Here is a 21,501-nt window from a genome sequence, read left to right as displayed (position 1 = left end):
GACTAATCAAAATAGTCTAATAGCCACCTAACATCGTATTGATGAAGACATGCCGGAGGGGTTTGTATTGAAACATGGTAAAAGAGATTTTATATACCTTCATAAACAAGAAGCTGAGCATTTTGTAGCTTCATTTGGCATAGACTTTTTTAGTTTTATGCAATCATTGAAAGAGCCGCCGCCAAATGTTTTATTATTGGATCATCCTTTTATGGATGTTGAATATGATATGCATACACAGTTTAATTATGTTTCCTTTCCCTCATATAAAAAATATTATAAGGAGAGCGGGAAGGAGTATGGGCATATAAGCTGGATTGATTTTGAGGATATTGAGGGGCTGGAAGAATTAGCTCCATGGGAAATTGCTGAAATATTGTATATCAGACATACATTTAACCATCTAAGATCTCCCTTTTATCCAAAATTAAATAATCGGTTTGTCTATTTAACATTAGAGGATGGTTTTTATAATAAAGTTTATTACCGGTATTGGAATGATTTTTACCAGTTAATTTCCAAGCTAATTCCTGAGCATGTGGAGACAAATAAGCCGGATCGATTATGGCTTGGCGGTAGAAAAAGAACAGAGAATACAATAATCCCTATAGAGATTCTGAAACAGTTGTCCCCTTTGTTTAATGAGGGTGTAATCATTAGCTTTCATAAGTCAATTCAAACAAGACAAACTATCGAGATTCCAGTGTGGGTTGTTGGAGATTATCGGCATGAAGATGAGCTGAGAGATGAGTTAAGGACGATTTATCAAAAGCAGCAAACTGTTAATCTCGTTTATCAGAAGAAAATGAAAGAGTGGGTCATAGATGGAAAATAAACCTCCTGTAAAATTAAGGAGGTTTTCCTAATTTATTATACAGATATTCAGGTTCACAAATTATGTTCGAATATGCATATAATAAGAAGAATATAAGTTTTGCCTATAAGAGGAACCTGTCACATATTAATTTAATGTTCTGAAAAGGAAATGATACAATATATTATGTATCAATTAACGGAGGGTAAATTCAATGAAAATTAAACTAGGATTATTATATGGTGGAAAATCTGCTGAACATAAAGTGTCCATGCAAACTGCTATGGCAGTCATCAAAGCATTGGATTCATCTAAATATGAGATACATCCGATTTACATAAATGAAGAGGGAGAATGGATTAAAGGACCGCAATTACAAGGGCCGGTTGAATCTGTTAAAGAGCTGGAATTTGACCACAGAAGTCAGGCTGTTCAAACAACTGGTTTTAACAGTATTATCGCTCACGGATCTGATGATGCATTCGATGTTATTTTCCCATTATTACATGGCCCTAATGGTGAAGATGGTACAGTACAGGGGTTGCTCGAGTTGCTTAATATTCCATATGTAGGAAATGGTGTTCTTGCTTCTTCAGCAGGTATGGATAAAGTAATCATGAAGAATATATTTGCCCAGGCTGGGTTAGGGCAGGTTGGTTATGTTTCTTATTTACGTTCAGAATGGAGCGGAAATGAAGAAAAGGTATGCCAAGAGGTAGAAAAAGCATTGGGATATCCATGTTTTGTTAAACCGGCAAACTTAGGTTCCAGTGTTGGGATTAGTAAATGTGAAAATGCAGAAGAGCTGCATAAAGCATTTGAAGAGGCATTCCAATTCGACCGAAAAGTAATCATTGAAGAAGGTGTTACTGCAAGAGAGGTTGAGATTGGCGTTATTGGAAATGATTATCCTGAGTGTTCTGTTGCAGGGGAAATTATTCCGAAAAAAGCGTTTTATGACTATAAAGCTAAATACGAAGATGGCGATACAGCATTGGTAATACCTGCAGAGATTTCTCAGGAAGAATATCAAATGCTGCATGACATGGCAATTAAGGCATACAAAGCATTGGATTGTTCCGGGCTTGTGAGAGCAGATTTCTTCCTTACACATGAAGGAAAAGCTTATATTAATGAAGTAAATACAATGCCGGGATTTACACCATTTAGTATGTTCCCATTACTTTGGAGCCACACTGGAGTGGAGTATCCGCAATTAATTGAAAAACTGATTAATTTAGCTATTGAAAGACATGCTGAAAAGCAAAAAATTAAATATACTATTTAATACACTGTAGCCTGGCTGTACAAATGAGAAATGTAAGAGTCAGCGTATTAAGCTGGATGGGTTGATTTCATCATATCCGGCTTAATACTAATGATAGGACTATGCATACTCAATTAAACGGCAGAGGAATGCTGTACAGCCGATTTTTCTTTAATTGGCTGTATCTGTTTCAGGGATGATAAAGGGTAATGGAGGATTAATATGATCAAACGTACATTGGCTGAAATTGCAGCTATGGTAGACGGGAGTATAAATGAAGGTTTCGAAGATATACTTGTTTCAGGAGTAACAAATGATACAAGAAAAATCGAGGAAGGCAATCTATTTGTTCCTTTGCAGGGTGAAAATAGCAATGGGCATAATCATGTAGAGGCAGCTTTCGCTCAGGGAGCAGCTGCTTCATTCTGGGAATCAGATGCACCGAATCCTCCTGAAAGCAGAGCATTGATTTTTGTTAAGGATAGTTTAAAGGCATTACAACAGTTATCCAGAGCATATTTACATGAGTTGGATACGAAAGTAATCGGGATTACAGGAAGTAATGGGAAAACGACTACTAAAGATATGACTGCCTCGATCATGAAAACAAAATATCGGGTACATAAAACAAGTGGAAATTACAACAATCACATTGGATTGCCACTTACGATTTTGTCTGCTCCGGAAGATACAGAAATCCTGATACTAGAAATGGGAATGAGCAGCAGTGGGGAGATTTCACTCCTTTCACAGATTGGACAACCTGACGTAGCGATTATTACTAATATTGGTGAGGCACATTTACTAGACTTAGGTTCTCGCGAGGGAATTGCAGACGCCAAAATGGAAATTGTCGAGGGTTTAAAGAAGGATGGAACACTCATCTTTAATGGAGATGAACCTCTTCTGTTAAGTAGGGTATCCAAGCATGCTTATAAGCAGATTACATTTGGCAGCAGTATGACAAATGACTATTATCCTGTTCAAAGCAAAGCAGGAGAGAATGAAATGGAATTTACAATTGATGTAGATGGTAATCATTCTTTTGTATTGCCGCTCTTAGGCAATCATAATGTGTTGAATGCATTGGCGGCGATAGCTGCCGGCAGAACGATGGGAGTCTCCTGGGAACAAATCACTACAGGACTTGCTGAAGTAAAACTATCTAATATGCGGATGGAAGTATCCTTTGGAGCGAGAGGCGAAAAAATCATAAACGATGCTTATAATGCCAGCCCGACTTCAGTTAAAGCAGCTATTGAATTAGTGAAAGGGATGACAGGTACGGGCAAGAAGATTCTTGTACTAGGCGATATGCTTGAATTGGGACCAGAGGAAGAGATGTATCACTCCAAAATGGGTGAATTAATCACAGAGGAGATTGATTATGTCTTTACGTATGGTAAATTGGCTGAAAAGATTGCCGAAGGTGCTGCAGAAAATTTGAATAAAGAACGCATTTATCATTTCAGTGATAAGGATCAATTATCATTGAAGTTAAAAGAAGTCATTGATGAACATTCTATTGTGTTGGTCAAAGCTTCGAGAGGGATGAGACTTGAAGAAGTCGTTCGTAGCCTTCAAGACTAAACCTTAAAGATATACTATCCCACGATGTCATTCATTCTTTAAGGATGAATGACATTTTTAAAAATTTTATACATATCTGCATGATTTGAATGAAATCTGGGTAATATATAACTGTATGTAAATAGAGGTTATTTACTAGTTAATTGGCGTTTTTATGCTGCACACTAAACTAGGTTAGTTAATCAATCGATTGATTAGTAGGTAAATGTAATATTTTATTTAATTTTGATACCAAGATCCGATTGCTTTGTATAAATCGAGTCCTGGCATAAATCATCTATGTGTACTACAAACAAAATTCTGTAAATATGTTTATAAACCTCTATTTTATTTAAAACAAATCGTGACTATAACGGCTTATCGTGTACAAGATTAGTGTGCAGCGCCTATTCTTCACCCATCAACGGCTTTAAAAAGGGAGAATACAGTTCTTAAATTAGCTAATTTAGAACCACAAAGGTATCTGTTAATAGCTTGAAGATTTGAAGCAGGAAAAATAGCATAATAGAATATTGCAAGTGCGATTATTTGCAATCCCGGTCTGTTTTTGTTAACATAAGTTAAATACATGCGTTTCATGAAAATTTTCCAAATGAATTGGACTTATGAACTCATGCTGCCGGGATACTGACGGCCGCTTTTTTTTGTGAGATCGAACCCTGTGCAACAGGCATGATTAAATTGACCGTAATCCTGTTTTACAGGAATGAAAAATATATTGAAGCAATTGTTAAAATAACACCTATCTTGGGGGTAGAAAAATTAATGACATTATTTAGTGAATTAGGAATTAGCAGCGACACATTAAGAGCAGTAGAAGGCATGGGGTTTGAAGAAGCAACTCCAATCCAATCTGAAACGATTCCACTTGCATTGCAGGGTGGGGATTTAATCGGACAAGCTCAAACAGGTACTGGTAAAACTGCTGCGTTTGGAATTCCGATGATTGAAAAAATCGATGTAAAAAGAGACGAAATTCAGGGATTAATCATTGCACCGACACGTGAACTTGCTATTCAGGTTTCTGAAGAGCTTTACAAAATCGGAGCAGGCAACCGTTCCCGCGTTCTGGCAGTATATGGCGGTCAGGATATAACTCGTCAAATCCGTGCGTTAAAAAAACGTCCGCATATCATCGTGGGTACACCAGGAAGACTATTGGATCATATTAACAGAAAAACAATTCGTTTGAACAATGTTCATACTGTAGTTCTTGATGAAGCAGATGAAATGTTGAACATGGGATTCATTGAAGATATTGAATCTATTCTATCTTCTGTTCCAGATAATCACCAAACTCTATTGTTCTCTGCAACTATGCCTGATCCAATTCGTCGTATAGCCGAAAGATTCATGCATGAACCAAAAACAGTTCGTGTAAAAGCGAGAGAAATGACTGTACCGGCAATCAGCCAATATTATGTACGTGTTCCGGAAAGAGAAAAATTCGATGCATTAACTCGTCTAATTGATATCCATACGCCGGAATTAGCTATTATATTTGGCCGTACTAAACGTCGTGTTGATGAATTAGCAGAAGCATTAACAGTACGTGGTTATACAGCTGAAGGAATCCATGGTGATTTGACACAAGCACGTCGTATGTCAGTCTTACGCAAGTTTAAAGAGGGAGCAGTCGATATATTGGTAGCTACGGATGTGGCTGCACGTGGTCTTGATATTTCCGGTGTTACTCATGTTTATAACTTTGATATTCCTCAGGATCCTGAAAGTTATGTTCACCGTATTGGACGTACAGGAAGAGCGGGTAAAGAAGGTATGGCAGTTACATTCGTAACTCCACGTGAAATGTCTTATCTTGAAGTGGTTGAACGCACCACTAAAAAGAAAATGGAGCGTATAAAAGCTCCAACTGTTACAGATGCGCTTGAAGGACAGCAAAGAACTGTAAAAGAAAAATTGTACAATGTTGTTTCTTCTGAGGACTTAACGGCATATCTTCCGTTGGCTAAAGAAATGATAGAAGATCATACTGCAGAGGAATTAGTTGCTGCAGCATTGAAATTGTTCATTAGAGAGCCGGATGAAAAGCCTGTAACCATCTCAGAAGAGAGACCACTTCCATTCCGCAAAGATGGCTATAAAGGCGGAAAAGGTGGCGGAAGCAAACGTCCATATAACAGAGGCGGAGACAGAGATAGCCGTGGTGGCGGAGACAGAAGACGCAGCAGCAGCACCAATCAAGGTGGACGCAGAAAGTCTTACTCAAACTCTAAACCAAAAAACACAAGTAAATAAGATTTAAATAAAGGCCAATCCTACACATTAGGATTGGCCTTTTTGTAATGAATTACCTTCTATTGTTCATAATAAGCATAGGAGGTGAGTAAATCTTATGACTATTATTCGCTTAGGTTATGTAGCTATGAGTATGGAATTGAAAAATGCATCCCCCTCAAAAACAATGACATATGCGCAATTCAGCAAGCTGGCAAATAGAGAAGCCGCTATAAAAAGACTGGAGAAAATTGCAAAAACCAATCTTAAAAACTGCCTTCGTTTATTAATTCATAATGAAGTAAATGGTATCCAATTCTTTCGATTTTCCTCAAAATTAATACCACTTGCCAACCATCCGGATTTAGAAGATTGGAACTATATGGCCGGTATAAAAGAGGAAACAAGTGCGATTAAAGAATATCTAAAAAAGCATTCTCATATGAGAATTGATTTTCATCCGGATCACTTCGTTGTTTTAAATAGTGAAGATAAGAATATCTTGAAAACATCAATTAAGACATTAAGGATGCATTTTCGATTACTAAAAGCTTTTGGATTATCGCCAAAACATCGTTGTGTATTACATATTGGTGGTTTATATCAAGATAAGGAACAAGCTCTTGAACAATTTATTCATAATTGGGGATATGTGCCTGCGGATATTCAGGAAATGATTATATTGGAAAATGATGATACGCTATTTGGCATACAGGATACCCTTTACCTGTGTGAAAAACTATCTATTCCCATGGTATTTGATTTGCACCATCATAAACTAAATAGTCAGGGAGATTGGAAAGAGCAATGGCCAAGGATTGTACAAACCTGGGGTAATTCAAGCTTGCCTGTTAAAGTACATCTTTCATCTCCGAAGAATGAAAAAAATAAAAAAGCACATGCTGATCATGTGCAAAAAGAAGAAATGATTGAATTAGTGCGGGGCAATAATCATTTGACAAGCCAAATTGATTGTATGCTGGAGGCAAAGCATAAAGATTTCGCTGTTTTCAAGTTAATCGAGCAATTAAAATTGCTGGATGGCTTTAAAATAATGGGTGGTGCTATATTTTCGTATGAGCCTGTGACAAATGAAAGTCAATAAGCTTGGCATAATAGTAATTACGGCTATGTATGAAAAGGTGCTGTGCCTCTCGTAATTCTTGAGGACCTTTACCAATAGCTAAATAAAAGTGTTCAAAAAGGGTGAGAGATCCTTTTTCTGTTTGCAATGTCTCTAATAACTTGCTTCCCTGATTCGTTTGGCCAGTTACCATATAACGATAGGCTTTTTCGGATGGTGATGTCGGTTGTATATCCAATTCTCTGCGCCATAAGCTCCTGAATATATCCAAAGAACAATTAAGTGAAGCCTCTAAATAAGGTCTGCGTTGCGTATGGACATTTTTCAACAGAGTCAATCCCGTCATAACCCATTCTTTTGCTATAAGGAAACTATCGAACATATAAGAATGAGCTATGATGTGAGACAGGCTGATTTCCAGAGTAGGGAATTGTTGCAATAAATCTTTATTGTTAAAGTATTGTTGGCAGGCGTTTCGAACGTTCTCTGGATTTGTGCTGCTGCATAACATAGAGACTAAATACATTTCTCCAAGCTGTATTTTAAAGATAGACAGTAAATCCTTCTCCTTACACAGTAAAAGCATGGGTTCGACGGCTTTTATTAATTTATTGAGTGGCTCTTGCAATCTTAACTGACTAATACCATACATATGTGAAATGATAGAAGCAATATTAATTTCTAAACAGCTCGATGACAGATTAAATACTTGATCAATAAGCTCTGAGTTATCGATCTGACCTTCTGCCTGAGCAATATAAATAGCAAATACCTTTCTTAATTCATTATTTTCTGGGTTGGAGGAATCTTCGAGTATTAATGTTTTAATCCAATCCATGCATCCTAAACGGAATAAATATTCCAGGACAAAGAGTCTCTGAACTACTCCAGATGTACATTTGCAGTAATATAATTTTACAATTTTGAAGGCTTCCTTTTCATTTGTCAGTGATAAAGAAGCCATAGCCTGCATGACATAGATTGGATGATACTGTTCATATGTATGAATAGAGAAGGTGTCAGATAAATTTATCCATTCAGGGATAGAAAATGTAAGGCATTCTTGGCCATTTCCTTTTATGGGTTGAGGAATCAAAAATTTACTGAATGATAAATCCATAGCTTCTACCTTCTCTCTCTAATTTAAAGATACTATTTCTATTATAGTTAATTTTTCCTAGAGAGGAAATAGATTCATCCAATTATCGGTTAACTAAAAAAAGACGGGAGAGTGCGAAGCCCATTATAAGACCGCCGAGATGCCCAGTAATATTAATAGATGATTGAAAAAAAGACATGACTACACCGATTATAATTAAAGCTAGTATCACCTGTGAATTTTGTGGTGAAATTAAATCTTTTCTAAAAAAGATAATATAAACAAAACATCCAAATAATCCATAAATGGAACCACTGGCCCCCACATGAGCATACATTAAAGGTTCTGCAAAGAATGTAAGAACATTTGCAAGGGTGCCAGACAGTATAAAAAGTAGAATGAATCGAAATGTACCTAATATATTTTCCAATCCAGGACCAATGATAATTAAGGAGAAACTATTGAATAATAGATGGGAAAAGCCAATGTGAAGAAAGATTGGTGTGACCAATCTCCAATATTCACCCTCTGCAATGAAAAGGTTAACTCCACTAAATAAGGTGTAAAGATCTCTTCCAAGAGAGATTGGCAAAGAAGTGATAATAAAAAGGACTACACAAACAGCTGTTAAAAGACTGACTCCTGGATAAAAACGAATAAATTGCCCGAAACTTTCGGTACGAGTGAACAAAAGACATCATCCTTACATAATAAGATTTGGTAAATCATTTATAATGAGGTAGTGTTTAAACGTAAATAGCTATATTAATTGTGAGGGTGTGAACCAATGATTGTTGGAATTGGTATCGATATTATTGAACTTGAGAGAGTGAGAGATATTCTTAAACGGCAGCCTAAATTTGTTGATCGTATACTAACTGAAGATGAAAAGGAATACTATCTGTCACTTGGCGAAAATCGGAAAATTGAGTGGTTTGCCGGACGATTTTCTGCTAAAGAGGCATTTTCGAAAGCAAATGGTACAGGTATCGGCGGTAAATTATCGTTCCATGATATTAGTATTATTCCTGATAAGAATGGTAAACCAATGATCAAACATCCTTTAGAGGTAAAGGCACACTTAAGTATTACCCATACTAAACAATATGCGGCTGCTCAGGTTCTACTCGAAAAAAGATAAAAATAAAATGTTTGTCCCCTGCAAGCACATAATCAGAAGGTTTGTCTCATATATTCAATTAACGAATTGGAGAGACAAGGCCTTGTTTTGGACATTTATTACCCATACGTATTTAAGATATAACACTCTTTGTGGGCATTCAGGCAGCGATAATGAATTAACATAAGAATAGCAGAAATAAAGAATGTTTTGAAAAGATGTATCTTAAAATGTACTGGAATGTAAATGAACGAACCGGATCGGGCTTTCCTCTCCCTTTTACTTACTACTGTTAAAAGGGGATGAGATCTTGAGGAGGTTAATGATGCTGACGCTGACATTGGGATTTATGTTGGTCTTAGCAGGCTGCGGGGAAAAATCGCAAACTGAAGTTGTAGACGCATTAACGGAAAAGATGAATGAATTAAAGGGATACAAAGCAGATGCGAAAATGACCTTAAAAATGGGCACGGAGCCACAAGTGTATGATGTTGAAGTGTGGTATCAATCTCCATCCAATTACCGGGTAAACTTGAAAAATGCTCAAAAAGATCAAAGTCAAATCATCTTGCGGAATAAAGAAGGGGTATTTGTATTAACACCAGCGCTTAATAAAAGTTTTAAGTTTCAAAGTGAGTGGCCAAAAAATAGCTCTCAGGCTTATCTGTATGAGTCTTTAATTACGGATGTAACTGTTGATGAGGATGCAACCTTTAAGGCAACAGAGGATAATTATGTGTTTGAGACAAAAACAAGATATCAGAACAATAAGATGCTCCCGCTGCAGGTTGTGAAATTTGACCGTAAAACACTGGAGCCGGTAAGTGTAGAGGTAATGGATTCTGATCGTAATACATTAGTTCAAGTTGAATTTGAAAAAACGAAGTTCAATCCGAATTACAGCAATAGCGATTTTGATGTGAAAAAGAATATGACAGGAGCACAATTGGAAGTGCCGGTCATGTCTTCTGAGGAAGAGATTGATTTTGTAACTCAATATCCAACAGCCGAGATACAGGGTGTGGAGCCTGCAGGCGAGAAACTGATTGAAACAGAGGATGGGAAACGAGCTGTTCTGACATTTGCGGGTGATGAAAAACAGTACACGTTAATAGAAACTAAATCAAAGATTGTCAAAGAAGCTGCGGTCACCATAGCAGAAGGTGAGCCTGTTGATTTAGGTTTCACGATTGGCAATATGACCGAAAACTCCATATCCTGGTCTTATGAAGGGATCGATTTCATGCTGGCAGCAAAAAATCTCACAGCAGACGAGATGGTCATGGTTGCGAAATCAGTGCAGGAAACAGCAGAAAAATAGGAGTGAATGGACCTGTTAATAAAGGCAGGTCTATTTCTTTTTAGTTTCTGAGGAATGAATTGACTATCCTTTCATTAAGGGGAATAATCAAATTATAATCATCTAAAGGTAGGTAAACCTCTTATGAAAAATAGTCAATTATCGTATAGAGATACATGGGCAGAAATCAATTTAGATCATATAAAGCATAATGTTGAACAGTTTAGATATCTTTTGCCTCCAACTACTGACATCATGGCGGTTGTAAAGGCAAATGCGTATGGGCATGGAGATCGGCAAGTAGCTGAAATGGCATTAAGTGCCGGAGCAACCAGTTTGGCCGTAGCTTTCTTGGATGAAGCGATCAGGCTGCGTCAGGCAGGTATAAAAGTACCGATTTTAGTACTTGGTTCCACTAGAGCGAAAGACTCGAAGGTAGCCGTGCAGTACAATATTTCATTAAATGTACATGACATTGATTGGATAGGGAAAGCTATAGCATATTTACAGGAAGAAAATATAAAGAAACCGCTAAACATACACGTGAAAATTGATACAGGCATGGGCAGGCTTGGGATAAGAAATATACAAGAAATGAAAGAAATTGAATATATGCTTAAGAATCAAGATTATATTCATCTTGAAGGTATATTCACTCATTTTTCCAGTGCAGATGAGTTGGACTTGGACAAAACCCAAAACCAATTGTTGAAATTCAAGGAGATTCTTGATAATATGGAATACTTGCCGCCTTACATTCATACTAGTAATAGTGCGGCAGCTATGAGATATCCTGATGCCTATTTCAATACAGTAAGACTCGGTATTTCTATGTATGGCTTAAGCCCATCACCGGAAATAACAAACGATCTCCCTGTAACGTTGAAGCCTGCTTTATCTCTTTATACAAAGATAAAGCAAATCAAGAAGATTGCAATGGGGGATACAGTAGGGTACGGTGCGACGTATACAGCGGGTGAGCCTGAGTGGATTGCCACTTTGCCTATTGGATATGCGGATGGATGGATCAGAAAATTATCTGGGCAATCTGTACTGGTTAATGGACATAGGGCGCCTATTGTTGGACGCATCTGTATGGATCAATGCATGGTTAAATTAGATCAGGGCGTTCCTGAGGATACAGTGGTTACTCTCATCGGAAGCGATAGTGATGAGACAATTACGGTTGATGAGATAGCTGAGAAATTAGAAACGATTAATTACGAGGTTATTTGTCAACTATCAAGCAGAGTCCCTCGAGTGTATAAGCAGGATGGTTTAATTGTTGAAACTGTAAATCAGTTATTTCATTATTAATTATTTAGCACATATGTGCATGAATAATGAATAAAGGGCAACTATTTAGTCTCATAATAAGAAAGAAATGTACTAGACACCTTTGCATGCAGAAGTAATAATGGTAAGATATAATAGTAAAGAACTATGTGGTTTGTAGTGATGGTGGAGGTGTTTGCCTGTGTCTGAGTCCAGTGCAACTACGGAAATTCTAATACGCTTGCCCCAAAATTTGCTAAGTGAGTTGGATGGATACGTGAGAGAAGAAAATGTGAATCGAAGCGAATTTATTTATCAAGCAACTAAAATGTACTTGCAAGAACGTAAAAAGAAAGAGTTTCGCGAATCCATGCGCCGTGGATATATGGAGATGGCCAATATTAATTTAACTATGGCTGCAGAAGCTTTCCAGGCAGAGTATGAAGCTGAACATGCTGTGGAGCGTTTAGTTAGCGGTGAATAAGGGTTTAAATGTTAAACGTGGTGATGTGTATTTCGCTGATTTGTCTCCAGTGGTTGGATCTGAGCAAGGAGGGGTAAGACCTGTACTTGTTATTCAGAATGATATCGGTAATCGATTTAGCCCTACCGTAATTATTGCGGCAATTACGGCTCAAATACAAAAAGCGAAACTGCCTACCCATGTAGAAATTGACGCCCAAAAATATGGATTCGAGCGCGATTCTGTTATTTTACTTGAACAAATTCGAACAATTGATAAGCAGAGATTGACAGATAAAATAACACAGCTGGATGATGAAATGATGCGTAAGGTTGATAATGCGCTCCAAATCAGTCTGGGACTCGTGGAATTGTAATAGTAAAAAGATTATTAATAATTAATATACTTCTGTGTTGAAGGTTAGACTGCCAAGAATCATGAATTCTTGGCAGTTTTTTTGTGCTTTTTAACTTAGAAAGACTTATTTTTAGTTTAAGTTAATAACAAAAAGGGAATGAAGTATAGGTTATAGAAATTACAAATAGGTGGTAGCGCTATTAAGGCAATATTACGAAGGGATTTAAGATTTCCTATTTCCTTTTTAAGTGTTTATAATAGTTTGTGAATATGATTTTTTTGAAATTATTTAATAAATTAAAGTACATGTATCCATATAAAATGATCAAACAGAAAACTTGATGGAGGAGGAACTAATGAATAAACTTGTGCAAAACTATATCCAGAGTCATAAAGACGTCATTTTGCAGCAATGGATTCATCGTGTAAAGGATAAAGCGGATGATCGAGTCATTAAGATTGTTTCAGATCAAATGTTTATTCACACAAGCAATGAATTTATTGAAGTGTTGATTTCTAATATTAAAGATTCTGATGAAGAATTTAAAGTGAAACTTAGCGATTTTGCAGCTAAAATTATTCGTTTAGGATGGCCGTTAACATTTGTGAATGAAGGATTGAAAGCATTTAATGTGGTTGTTACAGACGGTATGGTAAATGAAGGGGTAATGACAAGGGATAACCAGCTTGAGATTGTGCTGGATTTTGACGAGTGGATTACCCCTTTAAATAATGAAATTCTGAATGTTTATACATCTACGTGGGAACGAACAGTTTCTTTGCAAAAAATTGCACTTCAGGAATTATCAGCACCACTTATTCCAGTATTTGAAGGGATTACTGTAATGCCTCTTATAGGCACTATAGACACAGAGCGTGCGCGACAAATTATGGAGAACCTTTTAGATGGTGTAGTGAAGCATCGTTCAGAGGTAGTCTTGATTGATATTACTGGAGTGCCTGTCGTTGACACCATGGTGGCTCATCATATTATTCAGGCAGCAGAAGCTGTTCGTTTGGTTGGTGCCCGTTGTATGTTGGTAGGAATACGTCCGGAGATTGCTCAAACAATTGTCAACCTCGGCATTAATTTAGATGAAATCATCACTAAAAATACATTGAAAAAGGGTGTAGAGGCTGCCCTGGAAATTACAAATAGAAAAATTATCGTAACACCGGAGGAATTAGTATGAGGATTCCAATATTAAAATTGCATGATTGTCTCCTGATTTCTATTCAATGGGAATTGGATGACGCAACAGCACTGCAATTTCAGGAGGATTTACTGCATAAGATACATGAAACAAATGCAAATGGAGTGGTGATCGATCTAACATCAGTAGATATCATCGATTCTTTTATAGCAAAAGTCCTTGGCGATGTCATTGACATGTCAAAATTAATGGGAGCAAAAGTAGTGATTACGGGAATACAGCCTGCAGTTGCCATCACATTAATTGAATTAGGCATTACATTATCCGATGTTATGACAGCGTTGGATCTTGAAAAGGGTTTGGAGAAATTACAAAAGGAACTGGGGGACTAGCATGATGAGCACCCAATCCTACGTAAAAATTCTTAATGAGTGGGATATTGTTGCAGCCCGACAAGTGGGCAGAAATGTGGCCAAAGAGCTGGGGTTTGGCACCGTGGATCAGGCAAGAATAACCACAACCATAAGCGAATTAGCAAGGAATATCTATCTCTATGCAGGGCAGGGCCAAATATGCATTGAAAAGGTCTATGACAATGGGAGAACAGGTCTTAGAGTCATAGCAGAGGATAATGGTCCTGGAATAAGTGATATAAGAAGAGTAATGGAAGATGGATATACAACATCAGGAGGTCTGGGAGCTGGTTTGCCGGGAGTCAAGAGATTGATGGATGACTTTGATATTGACTCTGATGTTGGAAAGGGTACGCGAATAATGTCTACTAAATGGCTCCGATAGGGGGAAGATATGTGGAAAATAGAGAGTGCATGGAGGAAAGATACCGTGAAGCTCTCTCGAATTACTTGAAAGAGCATACGGAAAAAGCGTTATATCTCGGGCATAAAATCAGCAAAGAAGCTATAGAACAGATGGTATCACCTGAAGAGATAATAAGTTTGCATAAAAATACGCTAAAAGAAATACATCCTGATATTTCGGAGGAAGTTAGCCACTCTTTTGATTTTTTATTGGAAATTATGATGGAGTATGGTGTGGCATTTCGTGAATTGCAGAGCCTCCGCCATCAACAAAGAGAACTGAAGAGTGAGATGGAGATAGCGGCTAATGTTCAGCAGACTTTATTGGAAACGCGAGTTCCTGTACTAAAAAATCTTGAAATTGGAGCCATAAGTGTTCCGGCTAAGCACATGAGCGGAGATTATTTTCATTTTGTTCAGGATGAGCATAATCGAGTGGCTGTAGCGATTGCTGATATTATTGGCAAAGGGATACCGGCGGCATTATGTATGTCCATGATTAAGTACGCGATGGATTCCTTACCAGAGCATCGCACATCCCCAGCGAGTGTTCTGGAAAGCATTAACCGTGTTGTGGAGCAAAATGTTGGACCGAGTATGTTCATAACGATGTTCTATGGTCTATATGATCCCTCGAATCATATTTTTACATATGCTTCAGCAGGCCATGAACCGGGATTTTTCTATAACTACGAAAAAAATGAATTTACCGAGTTAACTGCTAAGGGTCTGTTGCTTGGTGTAGATAAAAAAACAGTATACAGGCAATATGAAAGAAAGATTGAAATAGGCGATATGATTATCCTTCTATCAGATGGGGTAACAGAGTGCAGGACAAATGAGGGATTTATAGAAAGAGATACGTTGGTTCAATTTATTCGGGAATCTATTCATTTAGATGCCCAAACCATCGTAAACAATCTCTATAAAAAGTTGGAAAAGATGCAACATTTTCAATTGAGGGATGATTTTACCTTGATAATTATGAGACGGAAGTTTTAAATGGATAATTTCGGGTAAAGAAGGATAGCGGAACATGACTTTTTGAGGAGAGGTACAATTCATGAATATTTCTATTGATGTACAAAATGTGAATTCTGAAATACATGTAAATGTTAAAGGCGAGATAGATGCATACACGGCACCGAAGTTAAGGGAGACATTATTTCCTTTGTCGGATCAAGATAAAGTAGTCATGATTATTGATTTAACCGATGTTTCTTATATGGACAGCACGGGTCTTGGAGTATTTGTAGGATTATTTAAAAATGTTCGAGCGCACAATGGAGATTTTAGAATCATCGGACTATCAGAGAGATTACATCGTCTTTTTGAAATCACTGGTTTAGCGGATATAATCCATATAAAAAGCCATGCAGAGGGTGGAACGCAATGAGTGAAACATACGAATATATTGAAATGAAGATACCTGCAAAACCTGAATTTATCGGGGTAATGAGACTAACTTTATCGGGAATAGCCAGCCGTATGGGTTTTTCATATGATAGTATAGAAGATTTGAAAATTGCTACGAGTGAGGCTTGTACAAATGCAGTTCAGCATGCGTACAAGGGCGAGCGTGATGGGGAAGTTATCATTGGCTTTGGATTATATGAAGACCGACTTGAAGTAATGGTGGTCGATAATGGAGAAAGCTGTGATTTTGAAGAGGTGCGACAAGGCTTGGGGCCTTATGAGAGAGACCAATCAGTGGAATTCTTAAGAGAAGGAGGATTAGGTCTATATCTGATTGAAACGCTCATGGATGAAGTGAAAATACACCATAATGAAGGTGTTACAGTGTTCATGACGAAGTTTCTTGAGGGAGAGCAGGTGGAGAGTGATGCAGAAACAATCTCAAACTAGTGATGAGAAAAAGGCACAAATGAGAGACCAAGTCACGGAATGGATTAAAGCCTATCAAATCCATGGAGATGAAGAAGCACAGGCTCAACTTGTTCAGCACTATACGGGGCTAGTTGAAACGATTGCGAGAAAGTACTCAAAGGGAAAATCGTATCATGAGGATATTGCTCAGGTTGGTATGATTGGATTGCTGGGTGCGATTCGCAGGTATGATGATTCCTTCGGAAAAAGCTTCGAAGCTTTTGCTGTCCCGACGATAATTGGGGAGATTAAACGCTTTTTACGGGATAAAACATGGAGTGTCCACGTTCCTCGCAGAATTAAAGAACTTGGCCCGAAAATCAAGTCGACTGTTGAAGAACTTACCTCAGAGTTACATCGCTCCCCTAAGATTGAAGAAATTGCTCAGTACTTAGAAGTTTCTGAGGAAGAGATTTTAGAAGCGATGGAAATGAGTAAAAGTTATCAAGCTCTATCAGTGGATCACTCAATCGAGGCAGATTCAGACGGTGGAACAGTCACGTTATTAGATATTTTCGGAAATGTCGACGAGGGGTATGAAAAGGTGAATCAGCGATTGGTCTTGGAGAAAGTTCTCCATGTATTATCAGATCGCGAAAAGAAAATCATACAATACACCTATTTAGAGAATCTAAGTCAAAAGGAAGCTGGAGATCGATTAGGTATATCTCAAATGCACGTATCCCGTCTTCAACGCCGTGCGATAAAAAAATTGCAGGAAGCTATTAATGCTGAGAATTCGGAGTATATACGGTGAATCACGAAGTGCTAAGGGATAGTAGAGTACAATTAATTGTGTCTCAGTCACCTAAACAAGGAAAGCTGTTATGTGGAGATGACTATTTTTATGAAGTGACGGATGATTACTTTGTATGTGTCATCGCAGATGGATTGGGTTCAGGGGAGTTTGCTCATGAATCTTCTCGGGCGGTTACTAATGTAGTCCGGGAATATCAGAGTGAGGATGTTGGAGCTATTATGGAACGATGTAATCAGGCTTTGTTAGGAAAGCGAGGCGCCGCTGTCGCTATTTTAAAAGTAGATTTCAAAAAGAAAGAATTCCAGTATAGCTGTGTTGGTAATATTCGTTTCTATCTATATCCTCCAAATGATAAAATGATTTATCCCCTACCTGTAACCGGATATTTATCTGGAAGAAAACAGAAATTCCATACTCAACAGTTTACATATACTCCGGCCACTAAATTTTTCATTCACTCCGATGGATTTGAAATGAAGGGAACGAAAAATTTCTTGCGAAATGCTAGTTCTCTTGAAGAAACTGCGAAAAAATTAGAAAGTCAAAATAGTGCTTTGAACGACGATATTACATTTATTTTTGGGAGTCTTTTATAATTATAAGAGACTTCTTTTTTGTGTTATTTGGGATAGTCCAGTATTTGAAGCAGAAAAGGTTATGATACTATAAAGGTAATTATTTGCAGAGGGAAGGTTTGTTAATGAAGTCAAAGAATGAATTGGTTCAATATATAGCGGCAGAGCTTTCGGTTAAGGGGAGTCAAGTATCTAATGTATTGGCGCTTTTAGAGGATGGTAATACTATTCCTTTTATCGCTCGGTATCGAAAAGAAATGACTGGCTCATTGGATGAGGTTGAAATTAGAACGATTTCTGAACGGTGGAGCTATCTCGATAATTTGGAAAAAAGAAAGGAAGAAGTCCTGCGTATTATTGAGGAGCAAGGGAAACTCACAGACGAGTTATCGCGTCAAATCATCAAGGCAGTAAAACTGCAAACTGTTGAAGATTTGTATCGTCCTTTTAAACAAAAGCGTCGTACAAAAGCAACGGTTGCAAAAGAAAAAGGATTAGAACCGTTGGCGAAATGGATTATGGAAGCTCCTCAAACTGCAAATCCGCTTGAAAAAGCTGCTCAATTTGTTGATCTGGAATTGGGAGTGGCAACGCCAGAAGAAGCTATAGATGGTGCGAAAGATATTATAGCAGAGAATATATCTGATAATGCCTCTTTTAGAAAATGGATTCGGGATGAGACATTTAAGTTTGGTTCGATTAAATCTGTAAGTAAAGATGAAGAAAAAGATGAGAAAAAGGTATTTGAGATGTACTATGACTATGAGGAAGCAATTGGAAAAATAGTTCCTCATCGAATTTTGGCGCTTAATCGTGGTGAAAAAGAGGGAGTGCTCCGAGTTTCCATCAAAAACGATACACAAAAAATAATGGAATATCTCGCCAGAAAAATGAATTTGAATCCAACCAACCCGAGTGCAGGGATTATAAAGGAAGCAATAGAAGATAGCTATAAGCGATTGATTCAGCCCTCTATTGAAAGAGAAATTCGCAATGAATTGACGGAAAAGGCTGAAGATCAAGCTATCTATATTTTTTCTGAGAATCTCAAAAATTTACTGCTTCAGCCGCCTTTAAAGGGAAAAATGGTATTGGGTGTAGATCCTGCTTATCGTACAGGCTGTAAATATGCAGTAGTCGATCCTACAGGAAAAATGCTTGAGGTAGGAGTGATTTATCCGCATCCTCCAGTAGCTAAAAAGAAAGAATCAATGGAGACTATTCTGACTATACTCAAAAGATATAATATAGAAATTATCACAATCGGGAATGGAACAGCATCTCGAGAGACAGAACAATTCATTGCAGATACGTTGAAGAAGCAAAGTGAAAAAATCTATTACGTAATTGTAAATGAGGCCGGGGCAAGTGTTTATTCGGCGTCGGATATCGCAAGAGAAGAGTTTCCAGATTTACAGGTCGAGCAGCGAAGTGCGGTCTCGATTGCAAGAAGACTACAGGATCCCCTGGCTGAATTGGTGAAGATAGATCCTAAATCTGTAGGTGTTGGCCAATATCAACATGATGTTTCAGAAAAAAAACTGAATGAGTCACTTGGTTTTGTGGTTGAAACGGCAGTAAACCGAGTGGGGGTTAATGTGAACACAGCTTCTCCTTCCCTATTGCAATATGTGGCGGGTCTTTCCAAGTCTGTAGCTCAAAATATCGTAAAAAAGAGAGAGGAAGAAGGAGCATTCCGAAATCGGGCTTCTTTAAAAAAGATTCCAAGGCTTGGTGCGAAAACTTATGAACAAGCCATTGGGTTTTTAAGAGTAATTGGTGGGGAAGAGCCGCTTGATCGAACATCAATACATCCTGAAAACTATCAGTCCGTTCGTTCTTTGTTGAAAATGCTCGGTTTCACAACGGATGATTTAGGAAGTGAACGATTAAGAGAAGCGCTAACCACGGTGAAGAAAAGTGAGATAGCGGAGAAATTGAATATTGGCGAAATCACACTAGGAGATATTCTGGATGCCTTGATGAGACCAGAACGAGATCCGCGTGACGAATTGGCTGCACCTCTATTAAAATCCGATGTGCTCAAGATGGAAGATCTTAAGCAAGGGATGGAGCTTCAAGGTGTTGTTCGTAATGTCGTTGATTTTGGTGCATTTATTGATATTGGCGTAAAGCAGGCTGGTTTAGTCCATATCTCAAAATTGAGCAATCGATATGTAAAGCACCCAATGGATGTTGTATCAGTTGGGGATGTGGTTACTGTCTGGGTTGATCAAGTAGATATACCTAAAGAACGAATTGCCCTTACAATGATAAATCCGACTGGCTAATATAAACGTGAAGCATTGCCTTAATCATATTGGGCAATGCTTTTTTTATAAAAAAACCAACATTGATTCAATAGCTGTACTTGCTTGCTGTTTTTTTCAAGAAAGGCTCTTTGAATTTGGTTTTGTAACCAAGCAGGCATGTTTAGACCTCCTTTCATAAATGTTGTACTATGAATAGGTGATAAGCCCATGGTTAGTTTATTGTATGTAATAGCCGTCGGGTTTGTTACTTTAAAAGTGTGGAGGTTTAACTTATGACGGACCGGGAATTACAGAAATTAGTTGAAAAAATATCCATAGAGGATTTTGGAATGCCATTCACTCATAAGGCGATTTTTAATAACAGGTTAAGAACAACAGGGGGACGGTATTTATTAGTCAGCCATAATATTGAGATTAATCGAAGATACTTAGATGAACTAGGAATGGAAGAGATAAAGGGAATTATTAAACATGAATTATGCCATTATCACCTACATCTCCAAGGGAAGGGATACAGGCATGGTGATCGGGACTTTAAACAATTGATGGCAAAGACCAACTCACCTCGTTTTTGCTCGACTTTGGAAAGTAATATCCGAGCTGTACGACCTGTGAAATGGATTTATGAATGCCGGTCTTGCGGCCTGGAATATAGACGAAAAAGACAGCTTGATACGAAGAAATATGTATGTGGAAAATGTCGCGGAAAAATTATTTTAAAAAAATCGTTGACATAGACCTTGCTAACATGGTAACTTATTTGAGCGGCCTTATTAAAGCCGAAAACAAAAATGACATCGAAACTTTAACAAAAAAACTTTTTTAAAAAAAGTGTTGACATGTTAAAAGAGATTCATTATAATAGATAAAGTCGACAAGGGCACTTGAAGTTTTAGAGAGATGAGAAAGTGCTTGAGAGACTGAAAGTAATGAACGGCCCCTTGGTCAAGCGGTTAAGACACCGCCCTTTCACGGCGGTAACACGGGTTCGAATCCCGTAGGGGTCACCAATCAAACCTCAGATTGTTTGAGCGAGATTAATATCGTCGCGGGGTGGAGCAGTCTGGTAGCTCGTCGGGCTCATAACCCGAAGGTCGCAGGTTCAAATCCTGTCCCCGCAATAAATGGTCCGGTAGTTCAGTTGGTTAGAATGCCTGCCTGTCACGCAGGAGGTCGCGGGTTCGAGTCCCGTCCGGACCGCCATTTATAAAATAACACTTATCTTACAAGAGAAAAGTGATTATAATAAAAAGTGTGTTATAAAACACCTTTGGGCTATAGCCAAGCGGTAAGGCAACGGACTTTGACTCCGTCATTCGTAGGTTCGAATCCTGCTAGCCCAGCCATTTAGAGCCATTAGCTCAGTCGGTAGAGCATCTGACTTTTAATCAGAGGGTCGAAGGTTCGAGTCCTTCATGGCTCACCAT

23 protein-coding genes and 5 tRNA genes are annotated in these 21,501 nt (G+C 37.9%); 25 read left to right on the top strand and 3 right to left on the bottom strand.

What is annotated here, in order from left to right; translation table 11 throughout:
* The first annotated feature begins 67 nt into the window (after window positions 1–67).
* The 5 genes from AC4D4A_RS17245 (at window position 68) to uvsE (ending at window position 7,014) form a co-directional block, all read left to right on the top strand.
* A complete protein-coding gene (locus AC4D4A_RS17245; protein ID WP_490996994.1) occupies window positions 68–835 on the top strand; it encodes a hypothetical protein in 768 nt (255 codons plus the stop codon).
* A 193-nt stretch (window positions 836–1,028) separates the two neighbouring features.
* Complete coding sequence (locus tag AC4D4A_RS17240; protein ID WP_490996993.1) at window positions 1,029–2,102, top strand: D-alanine--D-alanine ligase; 1,074 nt, start codon at window positions 1,029–1,031, stop codon at window positions 2,100–2,102.
* A 201-nt stretch (window positions 2,103–2,303) separates the two neighbouring features.
* Window positions 2,304–3,671, top strand: coding sequence for a UDP-N-acetylmuramoyl-tripeptide--D-alanyl-D-alanine ligase (locus AC4D4A_RS17235; protein WP_490996992.1), 1,368 nt, complete (start codon window positions 2,304–2,306; stop codon window positions 3,669–3,671).
* A 765-nt stretch (window positions 3,672–4,436) separates the two neighbouring features.
* Window positions 4,437–5,930: a degradosome RNA helicase CshA gene (gene cshA / locus AC4D4A_RS17230; RefSeq protein ID WP_066102485.1), complete on the top strand. Its 1,494-nt coding sequence runs from the start codon at window positions 4,437–4,439 to the stop codon at window positions 5,928–5,930.
* 97 nt (window positions 5,931–6,027) lie between these two features.
* Window positions 6,028–7,014, top strand: coding sequence for a UV DNA damage repair endonuclease UvsE (uvsE, locus tag AC4D4A_RS17225; protein WP_490996991.1), 987 nt, complete (start codon window positions 6,028–6,030; stop codon window positions 7,012–7,014).
* Here uvsE and AC4D4A_RS17220 read toward each other — a convergent pair.
* Window positions 6,974–8,113 (bottom strand): AimR family lysis-lysogeny pheromone receptor, encoded by a 1,140-nt coding sequence (locus AC4D4A_RS17220; RefSeq protein ID WP_490996990.1) that lies wholly within the window; start codon window positions 8,111–8,113, stop codon window positions 6,974–6,976. The two genes, uvsE and AC4D4A_RS17220, sit on opposite strands and share 41 nt — an antisense overlap.
* An 82-nt stretch (window positions 8,114–8,195) precedes the next feature.
* Complete coding sequence (locus AC4D4A_RS17215) at window positions 8,196–8,783, bottom strand: rhomboid family intramembrane serine protease (protein WP_490996989.1); 588 nt, start codon at window positions 8,781–8,783, stop codon at window positions 8,196–8,198.
* 96 nt (window positions 8,784–8,879) lie between these two features.
* On the opposite strand from AC4D4A_RS17215, the gene acpS reads away from it, so the two are divergent.
* The 14 genes from acpS (at window position 8,880) to AC4D4A_RS17145 (ending at window position 20,092) form a co-directional block, all read left to right on the top strand.
* A complete protein-coding gene (gene acpS, locus AC4D4A_RS17210; protein WP_490996988.1) occupies window positions 8,880–9,233 on the top strand; it encodes a holo-ACP synthase in 354 nt (117 codons plus the stop codon).
* A gap of 289 nt (window positions 9,234–9,522) precedes the next feature.
* On the top strand, window positions 9,523–10,533 hold the full coding sequence (locus tag AC4D4A_RS17205) for a LolA family protein (protein ID WP_490996987.1): 1,011 nt from the start codon (window positions 9,523–9,525) through the stop codon (window positions 10,531–10,533).
* A gap of 123 nt (window positions 10,534–10,656) precedes the next feature.
* Window positions 10,657–11,829, top strand: a complete 1,173-nt coding sequence (gene alr / locus AC4D4A_RS17200; RefSeq protein ID WP_490996986.1) for an alanine racemase — start codon at window positions 10,657–10,659, stop codon at window positions 11,827–11,829.
* Between the two features lie 160 nt (window positions 11,830–11,989).
* Window positions 11,990–12,271: a CopG family ribbon-helix-helix protein gene (locus AC4D4A_RS17195; protein WP_049672447.1), complete on the top strand. Its 282-nt coding sequence runs from the start codon at window positions 11,990–11,992 to the stop codon at window positions 12,269–12,271.
* A complete protein-coding gene (locus AC4D4A_RS17190) occupies window positions 12,264–12,626 on the top strand; it encodes a type II toxin-antitoxin system PemK/MazF family toxin (protein ID WP_066102464.1) in 363 nt (120 codons plus the stop codon). The genes AC4D4A_RS17195 and AC4D4A_RS17190 overlap by 8 nt, the downstream gene beginning before the upstream one ends.
* Before the next feature lie 337 nt (window positions 12,627–12,963).
* Window positions 12,964–13,800 carry an RsbT co-antagonist protein RsbRA gene (locus tag AC4D4A_RS17185; protein WP_490996985.1) on the top strand — a complete coding sequence of 279 codons (837 nt, stop codon included), beginning with the start codon at window positions 12,964–12,966 and terminating at the stop codon, window positions 13,798–13,800.
* A complete protein-coding gene (locus tag AC4D4A_RS17180; protein WP_066102458.1) occupies window positions 13,797–14,153 on the top strand; it encodes an STAS domain-containing protein in 357 nt (118 codons plus the stop codon). The genes AC4D4A_RS17185 and AC4D4A_RS17180 overlap by 4 nt, the downstream gene beginning before the upstream one ends.
* A 4-nt stretch (window positions 14,154–14,157) precedes the next feature.
* A complete protein-coding gene (locus tag AC4D4A_RS17175) occupies window positions 14,158–14,559 on the top strand; it encodes an anti-sigma regulatory factor (protein ID WP_066102671.1) in 402 nt (133 codons plus the stop codon).
* Window positions 14,560–14,570: 11 nt separating this feature from the next.
* Window positions 14,571–15,581 carry a PP2C family protein-serine/threonine phosphatase gene (locus AC4D4A_RS17170; RefSeq protein WP_490996984.1) on the top strand — a complete coding sequence of 337 codons (1,011 nt, stop codon included), beginning with the start codon at window positions 14,571–14,573 and terminating at the stop codon, window positions 15,579–15,581.
* A 61-nt stretch (window positions 15,582–15,642) separates the two neighbouring features.
* The gene (locus tag AC4D4A_RS17165; protein WP_066102453.1) at window positions 15,643–15,975 is read left to right on the top strand and encodes an anti-sigma factor antagonist; all 333 of its coding nucleotides are present in this window, start codon (window positions 15,643–15,645) and stop codon (window positions 15,973–15,975) included.
* On the top strand, window positions 15,972–16,445 hold the full coding sequence (rsbW, locus tag AC4D4A_RS17160; protein WP_066102448.1) for an anti-sigma B factor RsbW: 474 nt from the start codon (window positions 15,972–15,974) through the stop codon (window positions 16,443–16,445). Before AC4D4A_RS17165 ends, rsbW begins: the two co-directional genes overlap by 4 nt.
* A complete protein-coding gene (gene sigB, locus AC4D4A_RS17155) occupies window positions 16,423–17,223 on the top strand; it encodes an RNA polymerase sigma factor SigB (RefSeq protein WP_490996983.1) in 801 nt (266 codons plus the stop codon). Before rsbW ends, sigB begins: the two co-directional genes overlap by 23 nt.
* Window positions 17,220–17,822, top strand: coding sequence for a PP2C family serine/threonine-protein phosphatase (locus AC4D4A_RS17150; RefSeq protein ID WP_490996982.1), 603 nt, complete (start codon window positions 17,220–17,222; stop codon window positions 17,820–17,822). Before sigB ends, AC4D4A_RS17150 begins: the two co-directional genes overlap by 4 nt.
* Before the next feature lie 104 nt (window positions 17,823–17,926).
* Entirely contained in the window at window positions 17,927–20,092 is a 2,166-nt protein-coding gene (locus AC4D4A_RS17145) for a Tex family protein (protein WP_490996981.1), read from the top strand.
* 20 nt (window positions 20,093–20,112) lie between these two features.
* On the opposite strand, the gene cmpA is transcribed toward AC4D4A_RS17145, so the two are convergent.
* On the bottom strand, window positions 20,113–20,232 hold the full coding sequence (gene cmpA, locus AC4D4A_RS17140; RefSeq protein WP_139063802.1) for a cortex morphogenetic protein CmpA: 120 nt from the start codon (window positions 20,230–20,232) through the stop codon (window positions 20,113–20,115).
* A gap of 114 nt (window positions 20,233–20,346) precedes the next feature.
* On the opposite strand from cmpA, the gene AC4D4A_RS17135 reads away from it, so the two are divergent.
* From AC4D4A_RS17135 to AC4D4A_RS17110, 6 genes are all read left to right on the top strand, one after another.
* Complete coding sequence (locus AC4D4A_RS17135; protein WP_490996980.1) at window positions 20,347–20,811, top strand: SprT family protein; 465 nt, start codon at window positions 20,347–20,349, stop codon at window positions 20,809–20,811.
* A 198-nt stretch (window positions 20,812–21,009) separates the two neighbouring features.
* Window positions 21,010–21,084 (top strand) — tRNA-Glu (locus AC4D4A_RS17130).
* Between the two features lie 37 nt (window positions 21,085–21,121).
* Window positions 21,122–21,195: transfer RNA gene (locus AC4D4A_RS17125), tRNA-Met, on the top strand.
* A gap of 5 nt (window positions 21,196–21,200) precedes the next feature.
* A tRNA-Asp gene (locus AC4D4A_RS17120) sits at window positions 21,201–21,277 on the top strand.
* Window positions 21,278–21,345: 68 nt separating this feature from the next.
* Window positions 21,346–21,420: transfer RNA gene (locus tag AC4D4A_RS17115), tRNA-Gln, on the top strand.
* Window positions 21,421–21,424: 4 nt separating this feature from the next.
* Window positions 21,425–21,500: transfer RNA gene (locus AC4D4A_RS17110), tRNA-Lys, on the top strand.
* Window position 21,501: the final 1 nt, after the last annotated feature.

This window comes from Pradoshia sp. Z5_111, from assembly GCF_058267535.1.
Note: the sequence above shows the minus strand (reverse complement) of the source record. Positions and strands in the feature narration are given on the sequence as shown.

Excerpts from the sequence above, each read along its gene's own strand:
- AC4D4A_RS17240 (WP_490996993.1), top strand. The coding sequence starts at position 1,029 with ATGAAAATTAAACTAGGATTATTATATGGTGGAAAATCTGCTGAACAT.
- AC4D4A_RS17235 (WP_490996992.1), top strand. The coding sequence starts at position 2,304 with ATGATCAAACGTACATTGGCTGAAATTGCAGCTATGGTAGACGGGAGT.
- cshA (WP_066102485.1), top strand. The coding sequence starts at position 4,437 with ATGACATTATTTAGTGAATTAGGAATTAGCAGCGACACATTAAGAGCA.
- uvsE (WP_490996991.1), top strand. The coding sequence starts at position 6,028 with ATGACTATTATTCGCTTAGGTTATGTAGCTATGAGTATGGAATTGAAA.
- AC4D4A_RS17220 (WP_490996990.1), bottom strand. The coding sequence starts at position 8,113 with ATGGATTTATCATTCAGTAAATTTTTGATTCCTCAACCCATAAAAGGA.
- acpS (WP_490996988.1), top strand. The coding sequence starts at position 8,880 with ATGATTGTTGGAATTGGTATCGATATTATTGAACTTGAGAGAGTGAGA.
- alr (WP_490996986.1), top strand. The coding sequence starts at position 10,657 with ATGAAAAATAGTCAATTATCGTATAGAGATACATGGGCAGAAATCAAT.
- AC4D4A_RS17185 (WP_490996985.1), top strand. The coding sequence starts at position 12,964 with ATGAATAAACTTGTGCAAAACTATATCCAGAGTCATAAAGACGTCATT.
- AC4D4A_RS17180 (WP_066102458.1), top strand. The coding sequence starts at position 13,797 with ATGAGGATTCCAATATTAAAATTGCATGATTGTCTCCTGATTTCTATT.
- AC4D4A_RS17175 (WP_066102671.1), top strand. The coding sequence starts at position 14,158 with ATGAGCACCCAATCCTACGTAAAAATTCTTAATGAGTGGGATATTGTT.
- AC4D4A_RS17165 (WP_066102453.1), top strand. The coding sequence starts at position 15,643 with ATGAATATTTCTATTGATGTACAAAATGTGAATTCTGAAATACATGTA.
- rsbW (WP_066102448.1), top strand. The coding sequence starts at position 15,972 with ATGAGTGAAACATACGAATATATTGAAATGAAGATACCTGCAAAACCT.
- sigB (WP_490996983.1), top strand. The coding sequence starts at position 16,423 with ATGCAGAAACAATCTCAAACTAGTGATGAGAAAAAGGCACAAATGAGA.
- AC4D4A_RS17145 (WP_490996981.1), top strand. The coding sequence starts at position 17,927 with ATGAAGTCAAAGAATGAATTGGTTCAATATATAGCGGCAGAGCTTTCG.
- cmpA (WP_139063802.1), bottom strand. The coding sequence starts at position 20,232 with ATGCCTGCTTGGTTACAAAACCAAATTCAAAGAGCCTTTCTTGAAAAA.
- AC4D4A_RS17135 (WP_490996980.1), top strand. The coding sequence starts at position 20,347 with ATGACGGACCGGGAATTACAGAAATTAGTTGAAAAAATATCCATAGAG.